Here is a 13,370-nt window from a genome sequence, read left to right as displayed (position 1 = left end):
GACGCCCGTTACGTCAACGTGAGGAGGGAAGGCGTATCTACTGCCTTAGTGCGCTGCGCCGAGTTCGATGAGCAGGACGCCGCCGATGATGAGGCCGAGCCCCAGCATCATGACGGGGGTGATGGTCTCTTTGAAGAAGATTCGGCTGGCAAGGGCGGTCAGTGCGACGCCGGCAGCCGCCCAGATGCCGTAGGCAACCCCGAGGCTCATTCCCTGGTCCAGGGTCAGGGTGAGGAGGGTGAACGCCAGGAAGTACCCGACGCCGACAGGTATGTACCAGCGGCGCTTGCCGGTGGAAGCGACACGCAGGAACAAGGTGGCGGTCACCTCGGTGAGGATGGCTGCTGCCAGCAGCAGCCACATCATGAGCCCACCATTTCTCGTGCCGGCTCTTTTGCGGATTCTTTGTGTGACCCGAGTTCAACGCACAGCACGCCGCCGATGACCATGGCGACGCCGACCAGCATCATGGGGGTCAGCGCTTCGCCAAAGATGAGGGCTGCCAGCAGCACGGTGAGCGTTACTCCTAGCGCGGCCCAGATGCCGTAGGCGACGCCGAGGCCGAGGCCTTTGCGGAGGACTCCTGCGAGGAAGCCGAAGGAGGCGGTGTAGCCGGCAACAACCACGACGAAGAAGGCGGGATTATCCAGGGCGGCTTTCAGGGAGAGGGACGCCGTCACCTCACTCAGGATCGCGCCGGCGAGAAGAATCCACTTCATGTAACAGTCCTTGAGATTCGGTGGGGCTTGGTCCCCGTGTTTGCAACGGCGCGATCGCCGGCGATGTTCCCTGGCTTCCCGCCGGGCGGAGAAGGGCGGGAAGCCGGGGCGTCTGTTTACGCCTGGGGACGAGCTCCAGGCCCGCGGTTGCGGAGCTGCCGAGGTCACTCCTTGAGAGTGCCTGCCGGGCGCCCAGCGCGTTGATCCACGTATCCGAATCGGCCACCGCTGCCCAGTTGGAGTTCAGCAGCGTGAGGAGTGTTGTGTGCACGGTCTTCGCGTCGGCGGAGCCTGCGTCGTTGGCAAGGTTGATGGCGCCCGTGGCGTCTGAGAGGACTTCGGTAGTGAAGCCAAGGAACTCTGCCTCAACGGCGGAGGCGAGCACGCAGTTGTTGGTCATGTAGCCAACCAAGGTGACCGTGTCAACGTCGTGCTTCCGCAGCCATTCGGCGAGGTCCGTACCGGCGTAGACAGAGCCGTACTGCTTAACCAGCGACTTCCATTCACCGGTTTTGCGGCGTTCGATTTCGGGGTGGAGCTCGAAGGCGGGTGTGCCGGGGGCAAAGACGGGCGCGCCAACACCGGCAGAATGCTGGATCACGGCGATGGGAATGCCGGCGGCGGTGGCAGCGTCAACTGCCTTGGCAATGGTGGGAAGGGATTCCTAGTGGGGCGGGTACTGGATTTCGAGGGGGCCATCAAAGTATTGCTGCTGGACGTCGATGAGGATGAGTGCGCGGCGGGGGGTGCTCATGTTCTTGTTTCTCCCTGATGGTTGCTTGACTGCCTTTTCTGGCGACCTTTCCAGTCTTCCCGCGAGCGAGGCGCACCAACAGTGGCACGAAGGCGCATATACGATGGGTTCGGGCCAAAGTAGAGGAAGGGAGCTGGATGAGGATCGCCGTGTACGCCTTCGATGGCGCAACGATGTTTCACCTCGCTGTTCCGCAGATGGTTTTTGACGAGGTGGCCCGCCAAGGCCTTGCCGCGTGGAAGACGGTCCTTTTCTCTGACCAGGAAGGCGGAATTGCAACCGCTGAGGGCTATGGGCTGGGCGAGGTGAAAGGGCCGGCGGCCGCCGAAGAAGCGGACGTTGTGGTGGTGCCTTCATGGTTCGACGACGGGCGCGTCCCCAGCGAGTCGCTGCGGCAGGTGCTTCAAAGGGCACACGGTCGCGGGGCGCCAATTCTGGGGTTGTGCCTTGGGGCGATCCCCGTAGCCGACGCCGGCCTGCTTGCGGGGCGGCGGGCGGTCACACACTGGCAGGCGTTTGATTCCCTGGCTGTTCGGCATCCAGATGTCCCGCTCGACCGCTCTGTGCTGTACATCGACCACGGTGACGTCCTGACCTCGGCCGGCACGGCCTCCGCCCTGGATGCCTGCCTGCACCTGGTGCGCGCCAAGCTGGGAGCGGAAGCCGCGAACCAGGTGGCGCGCAGCCTGGTCATTGCTCCGCACCGGGAGGGCGGGCAGGCGCAGTACATCGAGCATCCGGTGCCGGAGCGCTCCACGGATGACCCGATCTCGCGCCTGCTCGAATGGGCCCTGGGCCGCCTGGGTGAGCCCCTCACCATCGACCGGCTCGCTGCCCAGGCGCACCTGAGCCGCCGCACCTTCGTCCGGTCCTTCCGGGCAGCAACCGGTACAACGCCGGCAGCCTGGATCCGGGCCCGCCGCCTTGACGCTGCCCGCCGGCTGCTCGAGACCACAGACCTGTCAATCGACCAGATCTCCGCTGAGTGCGGATTCGGCAACGCCGTCACCCTGCGGCAGAACTTCGCGGCCGCCTTTTCCACGACACCAACGGAGTACAGGCGGCGGTTTGATGCGCGGCTGGGATAGCAATTTCCGCTCACCCGACTGCGGCTGAGTCTTTGCCGTAGCAGCCGGCATAGAGGACGAGATCCTCAAGCCACCGTTAAAAGCAAGCACCAAGAACGACGTCCGCAAAGCCATCGAAGATGGAATGACGACAACAGAAGCATTCGCTAACACGGTGTTCTCCAGGGTACCGCCCCCTGTGGTCCTCGTTTTCTTCAAGATAATCTCACCCCGTCAGGAGCCGCCGTCGTTCGAAGACGGCGGGCCGGCGGGCCTCCGGGGCATGGTGTCGCCGCTGCTACTGGGGCAGGGCGGCCACAACGTCTATTTCGACGAGGATGTCATAGAGGTCCGAACCGACGGTTGTGCGGACGGGAAAAGGGGCGGGAAAGAATTCCACGTATGCCTGGTTGTATTCGTCAAAATCCCTCTTGAGGTGCTGGAGATGCGCGGTTACCTTGACGACGTCGGCAAAGGTGGCGCCCGCCTCGCGAAGAACCGCTTCGATGTTTCGAAGCACCTGGCGGGTCTGGTCTGCGACGCCTTCGGGGACTTCTCCCGTGGCAGGATCCTGGGGGCCGAACCCTGCGGTGTACAGAAAGCCGTTGGCGACGATCCCCTGGCTGTATGGTCCAGCCGGGGCCGGGGCGTTGGGAATGGTGATGGCCTGCTTGGTCATGGTTCTCCTTGTGTGGATGGTGGGTGTTGTCTTACGAACTGGCGACTGCTGTGCGTACCGCCTCGGCCACGACCTCTGCTTCGCCGTCCTGAAGCAGGTCCGGTCCGATCCAGAATCCGTGCGGCGTACCGTTTCGTACGTCCGGGTGGACCGCGATTCGCGGGTTTGCTGCCGTGAGGGCGGACAGGGAACGGGCCGCCCGGGCGGCATCGTTGATGCCGACGTAGAGGCGAGGGACTGGCTGGCCGGCTTCATTGAGGGCTTCAGGGCGGAGGAAAATACCGTCGAGGTTCATGAGTCCCTGATGCCAGGCCTCCACTGTTGCGAGCCATTGGCTATGAAGCGAAGCGTGATCAAGGTTGACAAAGCGTTCCACGGCGGTCAGGAGCCCCGCTATCTCTTCCTTGCCGGCTTTCATGGCCCGTGCCCAGCGCTGGAAGGGTGCTCCGTTTTGGCGGGCTGCTTCGATGATGTCGGGGCTTCCCACCATTAGTCCGCTGGCTTGCGGCCCGCGCAGCGCCTTTCCCCCGGAAAATACAGCAATGTCCGCGCCCAAGTTCTTGGTGAAGTGCCAAAGGTTCTCGGCTGGCGGAAGCTGCGCTGCCGCATCGACAATCACCGGTATGCCTTTTTTTCTGGCAATTCGTACAACTTCGGGCAGGGGCAAGGCGACCTGTGGAAGATGCGTTCCTGCCACGTACAGGACGGCCGCCGTTTTTTCCGTGATCGCTGCCTCCAGCTCCCAGTCAAACGTCTGCTGGATGTTGCCAATCTGGCGGATAGTGACGCCGGACATTGCTATCGCTGCGTCATAGGGAATGCGATGGGCCGCGTGCATAATGACTTCGCTGGGGGCAAGGTCCCGGCCGGGGAATTCGGTAAGGATCCGGGGGTCTCCGTTTGTGCGGATGCCCAGGAGCGCAAGGATTAGGGCCGCCGCGCAGCCGGAGGTGACGTAGGCGGCGTCATTGCGGGTGATTTCGGCCAGCCGCTTCCCGGCTGCCAGATGCAGTTCGTGCATGTCGACAAAAGAGCCCGCCGCCTCCTTCATCGCTTCCAGCACCTCCTCGGGCATCAGGGAGCCACCGAGCGCGGTGAAGGTTGTGGCGGCGTTTACGACGGGTTTTAGGCCCAAGCCGGAATAGAAGTTCATGCTGCCTTTCGTTGGTGACTAGCCGAGGTGGCGGGAAATGGTCTGGGCGGTGCTGCGGATGTCGTCCAGATGCACCATGAGGTCCTCCACGGTGGCCACGGCCTTGATTGCCGTGAGGGAGATGGCGCCTACAGTGCTTGCGCTGGAGTTGGTGATGGGCACGGCGATGCAGTTGACGAAGTCCTCGAACTCTCCGTTGTCGATCGCCCACCCCTGGTCTTTTATGACGGCCAACTGCTCATCAAGTGCCTCCCGTGTGGCAAGCGTGTTTGGCGTGAATGCTTTCCACTCCACACCTGCCAGGGTGGAATCACGGCGGCTCTCTGAAAGCTGGCTGAGTATTGCCTTCCCTACCCCGGTGACGTGCGGCAACACAGTCTTTCCAATGCGGGAGTACATCCGGACACTGTCCTGTCCCTCGACTTTGTCCACGTACATGACCGTTGATTCGACAAGCTGCGCCAAGTGGATCGTCTGGCCGGTGCGTGCATGCAGGCTCCGGATCTCGTCGTGGGCGACGGAGCGCAGGTCGAGGCTGTCCAGGGCCTGCTGGGCGATCGCGATCATCGTTGGCCCGATGCTGTAGTGGCCGTTCCCCCGACGCAGCACAAAACCAGCTTCTTCCAGTGTCTGCAGCTGCCGCAGGACAGTCGAGCGGTGCACATTGAAGCGCTTGGCCGTCTCGCTCAGGCTCCGGGGGCCCTCACCCAGGAATTCCAGGATTTCGGTTGCCCGCTGCACGGCTTGAGACATTCACTCCCCTTATATACTCGCAGTGTTCCAACAGTCTTGCACACCCCTGTGCAAAGAGTGCAACATTTTTATGCTTCAGCGGAGGCTGCAATGGGTGACTTAGTTTTGCGGGGCGGTTCGATCATTGACGGTACGGGCAGGCCGGCGTTTACGGCTGACCTTGCAGTCAGCGACGGCCGGATTAGCGGCATCCTCCCTCCAGGGCAGGACTTCAGCGGTGAGGAGTTGGACGTCCGGGGCTTGGTGGTGTCGCCCGGGTTCATTGACATGCACGCACACTCCGACCTCGCCGTCCTTGCTGATCCGGAACATGTTTCCAAGGTGGCCCAAGGGATCACCTTGGAGGTGGTTGGCCAGGACGGTTTGGGATATGCGCCAGTCAACGACGAAGTGATGGCGGCCACCCGGGAGCAAATCGCAGGTTGGAATGGCACTCCTGAATTGGACTACTCCTGGCGAAGCATCGCGGACTACCTGGCAAAGGTAGATGAGGGAGCGGCCGCTAACGTTGCAGTGCTCGTACCCCACGGCACGGCGAGAATGATGGTGATGGGCACTGAATCGCGTGCCGCCACTGCAGACGAGCTGGGCAGGATCCGGGACATTGTTGCCCAGGGGCTCCGGGATGGCGCCATGGGAATGTCGACAGGCCTGACGTACACACCGGGAATGTACGCCTCCGATGAGGAGCTGGTTCATGCCCTGGCCGCCGTCAAGGAGATCGGTGGTTACTACTGCCCCCATCACCGGAACTACGGGGCGGACGTGGTGGAGGGTTACCAGGCCTGTTTGAAGATCGCCGGCGCTGCCGGGGTCCCGCTGCATCTTGCTCACTGCCACGTCAATTTTCCGCAGAACAAGGGAAGGGCTGTTGAAGTGCTGGCCGCGATTGACGAAGCCATGGGTGCGGGCCTCGACGTCACCCTTGATTCCTACCCCTACCTGGCCGGGGCGACCTATCTGGCGGCCCTGCTCCCCAGCTGGGTCCACGAGGGCGGAAAGGACGCGATGGGCCAGCGGCTGGCTGACCCGACGGTTCGGCAGCGGATCCTTCGCGAGATTGAGGTGGAAGGGTCCGACGGACATCACGGCGTGCCGATGGACTGGACCACGATCGTTATCGCCTCCACCCAACGGACCGACAACGCCTGGGCCGTTGGTAAGACCGTGACGGAAATGGCAGGGGAGCGGGGGGCTTCCGCCGGCGCTGCCTTCCTGGACCTGCTTGTTGCTGACGATTTCGGTGCAGGATGCCTGGTGCAGGTTGGCAACGAGGAGAATGTGCAAGCGGTCATGCGCCATCGAGCCCACACGGTGGGCAGCGACGGAATCCTCGTAGGTGACCGGCCCCACCCGCGCGGTTGGGGAACTTTTCCACGCTTCCTGGGCCACTACGTCCGGGAGCTTGGCGTTATGAGCTTGGAAGAAGCCGTCCTGCACGCGACATCGCGGCCAGCCCGCCGGCTGGGTTTGGCTGACCGCGGAGTGGTCAAGGTGGGCAATTGGGCAGACCTGGTCGTCTTTGACGCCCAGGCAGTAGGATCCCGTGCCACGTACGACAACCCCAAAGTGCTGCCCGATGGGATCCATCACGTGTTTGTCAACGGCGAAGCAACCATCCGCCAGGGAACCCGCACTTCCGCAAAACCAGGACGGGCAGTGCGCCGCATACAGAAATAGCAAATTCCTATTTACAGTACGAGCCGCAACTGACAATATAGCAATTGCGCAACAGCTGTTGCAACATATGCACAATTCGGGAGTCCTTGTGAAGATTCGAACAGTGATGAAGAGCGGAGCCGCGGCGGTTGCCCTGAGCCTGGCACTATCTGGTTGCAGCGGTGGGGGCGGCGGCACAACAGAGACGGGTCCCGCCGCCTCGGAGGGAGGGACGCTTACTTTCGCCAACTGGCAGTGGTTGGAGAAGGGCCGTGGCGACAACATCCTGGCCGCGGTCAAGGAGTACGAAAAGGTCAATACCAAGGCGAAGATTGAGAAGCAGGAAATCACCCGCGCCGATTACGAGAAAACCATCAGCACCCAGATTGGCTCGGGTGCCGGACCGGACATCCTGATCATTCCGGATCCCTTCTTCCCGGAGCTGGCCTCCAGCGGTGCCCTTGAGCCCTTGGACGGCATCCTGGATTCGAACAGTGAAAAAGCCCTTCGCAAGACCAATGAAAACTACAAGTTCGACGGCCAGCAGCTCGGCTTGATTTGGGAGGCAGTGCCTTACGCCCTGTTCTACAACAACGACATCATGTCGACAGCCGGCGTGAAGCCGCCAACAACCGCAGATGAACTTGTTACGGCCGCCAAGACAATCAAGGACAAGACCGGAAAAACCGGTTTCGTTGTCCGGCACCAGCTCAATGAGGAAGCGCCTTGGTTCACGGATTACAGCAACTGGGTCTACGGATACGGCGGAAAGTGGTCGGACGGCAAGAAGCTCACCTTGAACAGTGACGAAAACGTTGCTGCTGCGGATGCTTTCCTCAAGGCTTACAAGTCCGGGGGATTCGGTGTAGGCGACGATGCCTCAACGTACCGGAGCAAGTTCTCCGCCGGGGAAGTCGGAATGGTCATCGACAACTCCTCCGCCCTGCTCACCATGGTCTCCAGCCAGGACGGCGTGAAGTCCACCCAGGTGTCGGCGTCACCATTGCCGTTCCCAGAGGGCGGATCTGCCTATGCGGGCTTCTCCATAGGAATCAACGCCCACTCTAAGAACAAGGCGCTTGCCAAGGATTTCCTCAAGTGGATGATGACGGCCGATGCCCAGTCCAAGTTCGTGGATGCACTGTTCCCCTCCGGTATCGCCACTGGCGTGTCCGCCCCGGACGCCAAGATCAAAGCCAATCCATGGATCGACGCGTTCTACAAGCAATTGGAAAACTCCTCCTCGGTGGTGATTCCGGGCTTTGAAACCAAGACGCCGCAGGTGCGGACCATCGTCCTTACGCAAGTTGCACGAATGCTCACCACCGGCATATCGGCCAAGGAAGCGATGGACGCCGCGCAGCAACAGGCCTCCAGCCTGGCTCCCTAGCAATCGCAGGCCTGCCCGGGCGGCTACCGCCCGGGCAGTCGACCCTATCGAGAGAACCCATCGATGACCGCGACCACCACCGCTACCACCCGTTCGGCACCGGCAACCCCGCGCAGGCGCTTCAGTTGGACTCCATATCTTTTTATCGGACTCGCCGTCCTGTACTTGCTCCTGTTCGCTGTCGTCCCGCTGCTGAAGGGGCTCGACCTGAGCTTCACCAACACACGCCTTCTCAACCCGACGGCGGGACGGTACATCGGCGTCGACAATTATGACCACCTGCTGGGCGGAGGGGCCTTCTTCAAATCAGTGGTCACCACGCTCATCTACACTGCCTTCACCGTTGTCCTGTCGCTGACGCTCGGCACCGTCTCAGCCTTTGTCATCAACCGGTACTTTCCGGCACGAACGCTGGCTCGTGCCCTCATGGTGATGCCGTGGGCTGTTCCCACGGTCGCTGTAGCGCTGGTGTTTCGATGGATCTACAACGACTCGACCGGCATCGCCAATGCTGCCAGCAGCGCCTTGGGCCTGGGCGAACGTGGCTGGCTGACTGATCCGGCCTACGGAATGCCCTCGGTAGTCATTTCCACGGTCTGGAAGGTCACTCCCTTCGTGATGCTGGTGGTACTGGCCGCCTTGCAGTCGGTTCCCGAGGACCTCTACGAGGCAACCAGGATTGACGGAGCAGACAGCTACAGCACCTTCAAGCTGGTAGTCCTCCCCTTCTTGCTGCCCACCCTTCGCGTTGTTGCACTGCTGATGACCATTTGGTCTTTCAGGCGCTTCGAGATCATCTGGCTGCTGACCGGGGGCGGGCCCGTGGACGCGACGAACACCATTGTCATCGACGTCTACCGGGAGGCCTTTAACAACAGCCAGCTGGGACTGGCGGCCGCGGCCGGAATGCTGGGCCTCGTGCTCTCCCTCGTGGTCACCGCGATCTATTTCGTTGTCGAACAGCGGGCCAATAAGCAGAACGGACTGGACTAATGATTGCGCACAGACGTTTAAGCGTCGGAGTGAGGGCCTTTCTGGCGTTGCTCTTGACCTGCCTTGCCGGGTTCCCGCTCTTCTGGATCATCAATACGGCGATGACGCCCACCAATGACTTGTACCAGGGGCAACAAAGAATCATTCCCGACATATCGAGGACCTTCGGCCTTTTCTCTGTCCTGACCACGGACACACCGTTCCTGCACTGGATGGCCAATTCCGCCGTCGTCGCTTTTGGCACCACTTTCCTCAGCCTGATTCTGGCGACCATGGCGGCATATGCGCTTTCGCGCTATAAGTTCGTCGGCAAAGGGCCGATGGGTTTCCTGTTCTTCGCCACGCAGATGCTGCCCGAGGCCCTGCTGGTGGTGCCGTTGTACTCGCTGTTTGCGGCTCTCGGCCTGCTGAACCAGCTCGGTGGCCTGGTGCTCGTCAACACCGCATTCGCGATGCCGGTGGCCCTGTTCATCCTGAAGTCCGCCATCGATAACATTCCCTTTGAGCTGGAGGAATCGGCCCGCGTGGACGGCTGCAGCCCGCTGAGCATTCTCCAGGTCATGGTAGTACCGCTCGTGGCACCGTCCATGGCCGCCGCCGCAGTCATCACGTTCTTCGACGGGTGGAACGAATACCTGTTCGCCACGACGTTCATCCGCGACCGGTCGTCCTGGGTCGCTTCCACTGGCCTGGCCTCTTTCATCGGGGAGTTCTCGACGCCACTGGATACTGTGTTCAGCGCGGCCCTGGTCTTTACTGTCCCGGCCGTGGTCTTTTTCCTCCTCATGCAGCGCAAGATCGTCTCCGGGCTCACCGCCGGATCAGTAAAGGGATAGCTCCATGCCAACGATTGAATTTGACCAGGTAAGCAAGAATTTTGCCGGCAACACCGTCATCAAGGACTTCGACGCGACCGTGCCGGACAAGGAGTTCCTGGTCCTGCTGGGACCGTCCGGCTGCGGGAAATCAACCATGCTCCGAATGATCGCCGGACTGACTGATATTTCCTCCGGCGAGCTCCGCTTCGATGGCGTCGTGGTCAACAACCTGGAACCAAAGAAGCGCAACATAGCGTTTGTTTTCCAGTCGTATGCTCTCTACCCCCACATGAGCGTGCGCGCCAATATCGGGTTCCCATTGGTCATGGACAACTTCCGTTGGTGGCATCACATCCCTGTGGCCGGTGGCTTTGCACGGCGCGCCCTGATGAAGAGGAAGGACATCGCCGCCAAGATCGACCAGGTGGCGGAGATGCTTGAGCTGACCGCTTACTTGGACCGGCGGCCAAAGGCCCTCTCGGGAGGGCAGCGGCAAAGAGTCGCGGTAGCAAGGTCCCTGATCCGTGAACCAGCGCTTTACCTCCTGGACGAACCCCTCAGTAATCTCGATGCCAAGCTGCGAACCCAGATGCGGGCCGAGATTTCGGCACTCCACGACCGGGTTAAGAAGACCTTCGTCTACGTGACCCACGACCAGGTCGAGGCCATGACGATGGGAACGCGCATCATTGTCCTCAATGACGGGGTTGTCCAGCAGTACGGGACGCCCAAGGAGATCTACGACAGGCCCGCGAACACCTTCGTGGCCAAGTTCATCGGGGCCCCGCCCATGAACCTCATCCCTGTCACCCGAAGCCGACAGGGAATGGAGATGTTCGGCAACGTACTGCCTTTTGCCCCTTCACCAACGGCCGAGGGAGCCATGCAGTTGGGCATCCGTGCCGAGAAGGTCAACATCAATCCCGACGGGCAGCAGGGCTACCAGGCGCAAGTCATCACGGTGGAGCACCTGGGGGCGGAGACGGTTGTTGGTTTCAAATTCGGCACCGAAGCCCACGACTTTGAAGTGGGGGCGCGGGCTTCCCGCGACCTGTTCTATGCAAAGCTGGTGGGCGACGTTTGGCTCGAACACGGCCAGATGTGCTCGGTATCGTTCGACCCTGACGACGTCCTCTGGTACTCAGCGGATAACGGCGAACTGCTCGACACCGCGCCGCTGGCCGCCAACTAGGTGACGGCTCCCGCTGGAAAAACCATGAGCACAGAAAGAGCGGCGGGCGGCACGCCGCCGATATTATGCCTGGGCGAAACCATGGTGCTGCTGACACCCGATGAGGGGCGCCTGGCCAAAAACTCCCACTTGGGCATCCACGTGGGAGGGGCGGAAAGCAACGTTGCGGCTGGGATCGCGCATCTGGGCCACGAGGTCGAGTGGATCAGCAGGCTTGGCAATGATCCTTTCGGACACATCATTGCCGACTTCCTTCGAGGCAGGGGAGTCCGACTGGACAGGGTGCAGGTGGATCCGGGGCGTCCGACGGGGGTCTACTTCAAAGACCGCGAGCCGGGAGCAAGCCGTGTGTACTACTACCGCGCGGGCTCGGCCGCCTCTGCACTCAGCCCCGTCGACTCCGCATTGCTGGCCCTTGAACAACGGACCCTTTGCCATGTTTCGGGGATAACCGCAGCGCTTTCGTCCTCGGCCAACAGCCTGCTTCAGCACATCCTCATTGACCACAGGGTCCCCGATGTCCTTATAAGTTTTGATGTCAACTACCGTCCCGCCCTCTGGCCGCTCGAGGCAGCCGCCGAGCGACTGCTCGAGCTGGCACGCCATGCAGACATCGTGGTGGTCGGCAGGGATGAGGCGCAAGGACTATGGGGTACTGAGAGTGCGGAAGACGTACGAGCAATCCTTCCCGACGTGCCCCATTTGGTGGTCAAGGACGCGGGCATCGAAGCTGTTCACTTCGCAGGCGGGACTGTTACCCGTCAACCCGCCCTGGCCGCGGAGGTTGTGGAACCAGTGGGGGCCGGCGATGCCTTCGCTGCCGGGTACCTCTCGGGATTCCTGCGGGGTTTTGACACCCCGAGGGCACTCCGCCTTGGGCATCTCATGGCCGGACTGACGCTGCAGCACGTCAGCGACCTGCCAGTGCTGCCTGCCGCCGAGGACATCCTGGCCGTCAGCGAACTTGACGGGGAAGACTGGTCCGGGATCCGGCTCAACGCCTCGCACCTTGACGATCTGCATTCCCTCTCTCCGAAAGGAAACACCCGTGTCCACTGACGTCACCAATCTGCTTCGAGGACAGCCCGTGATGGCGATTCTGCGCAACATGGATCCCAAGCGTTCCGTTGAACTGGCCTCAAAAGCATGGGATCTCGGCATAGACCTGGTCGAGGTTCCAATCCAATCCCCGGACGCCGTGCCGTCGCTGGCGGCCGTGATTGAAGCGGGGGCTGAACGTGAAAAACCGGTCGGCTCGGGAACCGTTGTAACAGAAGAACAGGTCCGGCAAAGCGCCAAGATGGGTGCCGCCTTTACGGTCGCTCCGGGCCTGGACCCGGGAGTCGTCAACCTCTGCCGGGACCTGGGACTGCCGCACCTCCCAGGAGTGGCCACCCCCAGCGAGATACAGTCAGCAGCACGCCTGGGCTGCACGGTCCTCAAAGCATTCCCGGCATCCATTCTTGGCCCAGAATGGTTCAAGGCAATGCGCGGACCCTTCCCCGGGGTCTCCTTTGTCGCCACAGGCGGGATCGACGCTTCCAACGCGATCGACTTCCTTCAGGCAGGGGCGGCAACGATCGCGATCGGTTCAGCACTGGACGACAGCCGCCAACTCGACCTGCTCGCAGAAATAATCGCCACCCGGGGCACTCCAGGGCAGGTATAGCGGGGAACTGCCAAGTGGGGATGACCGGGCACAGGGCCGTCAAGGTCGGCGGTCTGCGCGCACCAGCGGGTCGACTTCCCGTGAAATCAGGCCGTCCGCGGTTTCTACAGGAAGCCCATTCCGGATCCAGTATTCGATCCCGCCGATCATTTCACGCACAGGATATTTGAGTTCAGCAAAAGCCAACGCCCCTACTGTGCTGCCGTTGCAACCAGGGCCCCAGGAGTAGACCACCACCCGGCTCCCCAGAGGTATGTGATGCGGCGCAGCGGTAGTTATTTCTGCCGAGGGCAAGTGCAGGGACCCGGGAATATGAGCGTGGTCCCAGGATGCGCGCCGCCGAGTATCAACCAGCACGAACTCCCCGGCACGCAGGCCGTCTGCCACATCCATCACATCGATCTCATACTGGAGCTTGGATTTGAAGAATTCGAAAGGGGTAGCCATATGGTCAACTTACCGGAGCCGCTTCGCCGGCATGGGCAATCTCTCTCTATACTGGGGCTTCTGCGCACCGGCGGATC

General features: G+C 61.7%; 15 protein-coding genes. 8 read left to right on the top strand and 7 right to left on the bottom strand.

The window, feature by feature from the left end:
- Window positions 1-45 precede the first annotated feature (45 nt).
- The 3 genes from QFZ36_RS10025 to QFZ36_RS10015 are packed head-to-tail and all read right to left on the bottom strand — an operon-like array spanning window position 46 to window position 1,368.
- Window positions 46-366, bottom strand: a complete 321-nt coding sequence (locus QFZ36_RS10025; protein WP_306636034.1) for a DMT family transporter — start codon at window positions 364-366, stop codon at window positions 46-48.
- Window positions 363-719 (bottom strand): DMT family transporter, encoded by a 357-nt coding sequence (locus tag QFZ36_RS10020; RefSeq protein ID WP_306636032.1) that lies wholly within the window; start codon window positions 717-719, stop codon window positions 363-365. The genes QFZ36_RS10025 and QFZ36_RS10020 overlap by 4 nt, the downstream gene beginning before the upstream one ends.
- Window positions 682-1,368 carry an isochorismatase family protein gene (locus tag QFZ36_RS10015; RefSeq protein ID WP_306639158.1) on the bottom strand — a complete coding sequence of 229 codons (687 nt, stop codon included), beginning with the start codon at window positions 1,366-1,368 and terminating at the stop codon, window positions 682-684. Before QFZ36_RS10015 ends, QFZ36_RS10020 begins: the two co-directional genes overlap by 38 nt.
- Window positions 1,369-1,610: 242 nt before the next feature.
- On the opposite strand from QFZ36_RS10015, the gene QFZ36_RS10010 reads away from it, so the two are divergent.
- A complete protein-coding gene (locus QFZ36_RS10010) occupies window positions 1,611-2,561 on the top strand; it encodes a GlxA family transcriptional regulator (RefSeq protein ID WP_306636031.1) in 951 nt (316 codons plus the stop codon).
- A gap of 277 nt (window positions 2,562-2,838) precedes the next feature.
- Here the strand turns inward: QFZ36_RS10010 and QFZ36_RS10005 are convergent, their stop codons facing one another.
- The 3 genes from QFZ36_RS10005 to QFZ36_RS09995 are packed head-to-tail and all read right to left on the bottom strand — an operon-like array spanning window position 2,839 to window position 5,125.
- On the bottom strand, window positions 2,839-3,219 hold the full coding sequence (locus QFZ36_RS10005) for a RidA family protein (RefSeq protein ID WP_306636029.1): 381 nt from the start codon (window positions 3,217-3,219) through the stop codon (window positions 2,839-2,841).
- 31 nt (window positions 3,220-3,250) lie between these two features.
- On the bottom strand, window positions 3,251-4,372 hold the full coding sequence (locus QFZ36_RS10000) for an aminotransferase class V-fold PLP-dependent enzyme (protein ID WP_306636027.1): 1,122 nt from the start codon (window positions 4,370-4,372) through the stop codon (window positions 3,251-3,253).
- Window positions 4,373-4,390: 18 nt separating this feature from the next.
- Window positions 4,391-5,125 carry an IclR family transcriptional regulator gene (locus QFZ36_RS09995; protein WP_306636025.1) on the bottom strand — a complete coding sequence of 245 codons (735 nt, stop codon included), beginning with the start codon at window positions 5,123-5,125 and terminating at the stop codon, window positions 4,391-4,393.
- A gap of 90 nt (window positions 5,126-5,215) precedes the next feature.
- Between QFZ36_RS09995 and QFZ36_RS09990 the strand changes: the two genes are divergently transcribed.
- From QFZ36_RS09990 to QFZ36_RS09960, 7 genes are all read left to right on the top strand, one after another.
- Window positions 5,216-6,805, top strand: a complete 1,590-nt coding sequence (locus QFZ36_RS09990) for an N-acyl-D-amino-acid deacylase family protein (protein ID WP_306636023.1) — start codon at window positions 5,216-5,218, stop codon at window positions 6,803-6,805.
- 88 nt (window positions 6,806-6,893) lie between these two features.
- Complete coding sequence (locus QFZ36_RS09985; protein WP_306636021.1) at window positions 6,894-8,174, top strand: ABC transporter substrate-binding protein; 1,281 nt, start codon at window positions 6,894-6,896, stop codon at window positions 8,172-8,174.
- A gap of 63 nt (window positions 8,175-8,237) precedes the next feature.
- Window positions 8,238-9,167, top strand: a complete 930-nt coding sequence (locus QFZ36_RS09980; RefSeq protein WP_306636019.1) for a carbohydrate ABC transporter permease — start codon at window positions 8,238-8,240, stop codon at window positions 9,165-9,167.
- 29 nt (window positions 9,168-9,196) lie between these two features.
- The gene (locus tag QFZ36_RS09975) at window positions 9,197-10,003 is read left to right on the top strand and encodes a carbohydrate ABC transporter permease (protein WP_306636017.1); all 807 of its coding nucleotides are present in this window, start codon (window positions 9,197-9,199) and stop codon (window positions 10,001-10,003) included.
- A gap of 4 nt (window positions 10,004-10,007) precedes the next feature.
- On the top strand, window positions 10,008-11,177 hold the full coding sequence (locus tag QFZ36_RS09970; protein WP_306636015.1) for an ABC transporter ATP-binding protein: 1,170 nt from the start codon (window positions 10,008-10,010) through the stop codon (window positions 11,175-11,177).
- A gap of 24 nt (window positions 11,178-11,201) precedes the next feature.
- A complete protein-coding gene (locus QFZ36_RS09965) occupies window positions 11,202-12,236 on the top strand; it encodes a sugar kinase (protein ID WP_306636013.1) in 1,035 nt (344 codons plus the stop codon).
- Window positions 12,226-12,846: a bifunctional 4-hydroxy-2-oxoglutarate aldolase/2-dehydro-3-deoxy-phosphogluconate aldolase gene (locus tag QFZ36_RS09960; RefSeq protein ID WP_306636011.1), complete on the top strand. Its 621-nt coding sequence runs from the start codon at window positions 12,226-12,228 to the stop codon at window positions 12,844-12,846. Before QFZ36_RS09965 ends, QFZ36_RS09960 begins: the two co-directional genes overlap by 11 nt.
- A 39-nt stretch (window positions 12,847-12,885) precedes the next feature.
- Here the strand turns inward: QFZ36_RS09960 and QFZ36_RS09955 are convergent, their stop codons facing one another.
- Window positions 12,886-13,293: a rhodanese-like domain-containing protein gene (locus QFZ36_RS09955; RefSeq protein ID WP_306636009.1), complete on the bottom strand. Its 408-nt coding sequence runs from the start codon at window positions 13,291-13,293 to the stop codon at window positions 12,886-12,888.
- Window positions 13,294-13,370 lie beyond the last annotated feature (77 nt).

The sequence above is a fragment of the Pseudarthrobacter siccitolerans genome (genome assembly GCF_030823375.1).
GTDB classification, from domain to species: domain Bacteria; phylum Actinomycetota; class Actinomycetes; order Actinomycetales; family Micrococcaceae; genus Arthrobacter; species Arthrobacter siccitolerans_A.
The sequence above is the reverse complement of the archived record's forward strand: the minus strand, read 5'-3'. Positions and strand labels throughout refer to the sequence as shown.

What these genes read in the sequence shown, in the direction of transcription:
- QFZ36_RS10025 (WP_306636034.1), bottom strand. Translation starts at nt 366, where the DNA reads ATGATGTGGCTGCTGCTGGCAGCAGCCATCCTCACCGAGGTGACCGCC.
- QFZ36_RS10020 (WP_306636032.1), bottom strand. Translation starts at nt 719, where the DNA reads ATGAAGTGGATTCTTCTCGCCGGCGCGATCCTGAGTGAGGTGACGGCG.
- QFZ36_RS10010 (WP_306636031.1), top strand. Translation starts at nt 1,611, where the DNA reads ATGAGGATCGCCGTGTACGCCTTCGATGGCGCAACGATGTTTCACCTC.
- QFZ36_RS10005 (WP_306636029.1), bottom strand. Translation starts at nt 3,219, where the DNA reads ATGACCAAGCAGGCCATCACCATTCCCAACGCCCCGGCCCCGGCTGGA.
- QFZ36_RS10000 (WP_306636027.1), bottom strand. Translation starts at nt 4,372, where the DNA reads ATGAACTTCTATTCCGGCTTGGGCCTAAAACCCGTCGTAAACGCCGCC.
- QFZ36_RS09995 (WP_306636025.1), bottom strand. Translation starts at nt 5,125, where the DNA reads ATGTCTCAAGCCGTGCAGCGGGCAACCGAAATCCTGGAATTCCTGGGT.
- QFZ36_RS09990 (WP_306636023.1), top strand. Translation starts at nt 5,216, where the DNA reads ATGGGTGACTTAGTTTTGCGGGGCGGTTCGATCATTGACGGTACGGGC.
- QFZ36_RS09980 (WP_306636019.1), top strand. Translation starts at nt 8,238, where the DNA reads ATGACCGCGACCACCACCGCTACCACCCGTTCGGCACCGGCAACCCCG.
- QFZ36_RS09970 (WP_306636015.1), top strand. Translation starts at nt 10,008, where the DNA reads ATGCCAACGATTGAATTTGACCAGGTAAGCAAGAATTTTGCCGGCAAC.
- QFZ36_RS09965 (WP_306636013.1), top strand. Translation starts at nt 11,202, where the DNA reads ATGAGCACAGAAAGAGCGGCGGGCGGCACGCCGCCGATATTATGCCTG.
- QFZ36_RS09955 (WP_306636009.1), bottom strand. Translation starts at nt 13,293, where the DNA reads ATGGCTACCCCTTTCGAATTCTTCAAATCCAAGCTCCAGTATGAGATC.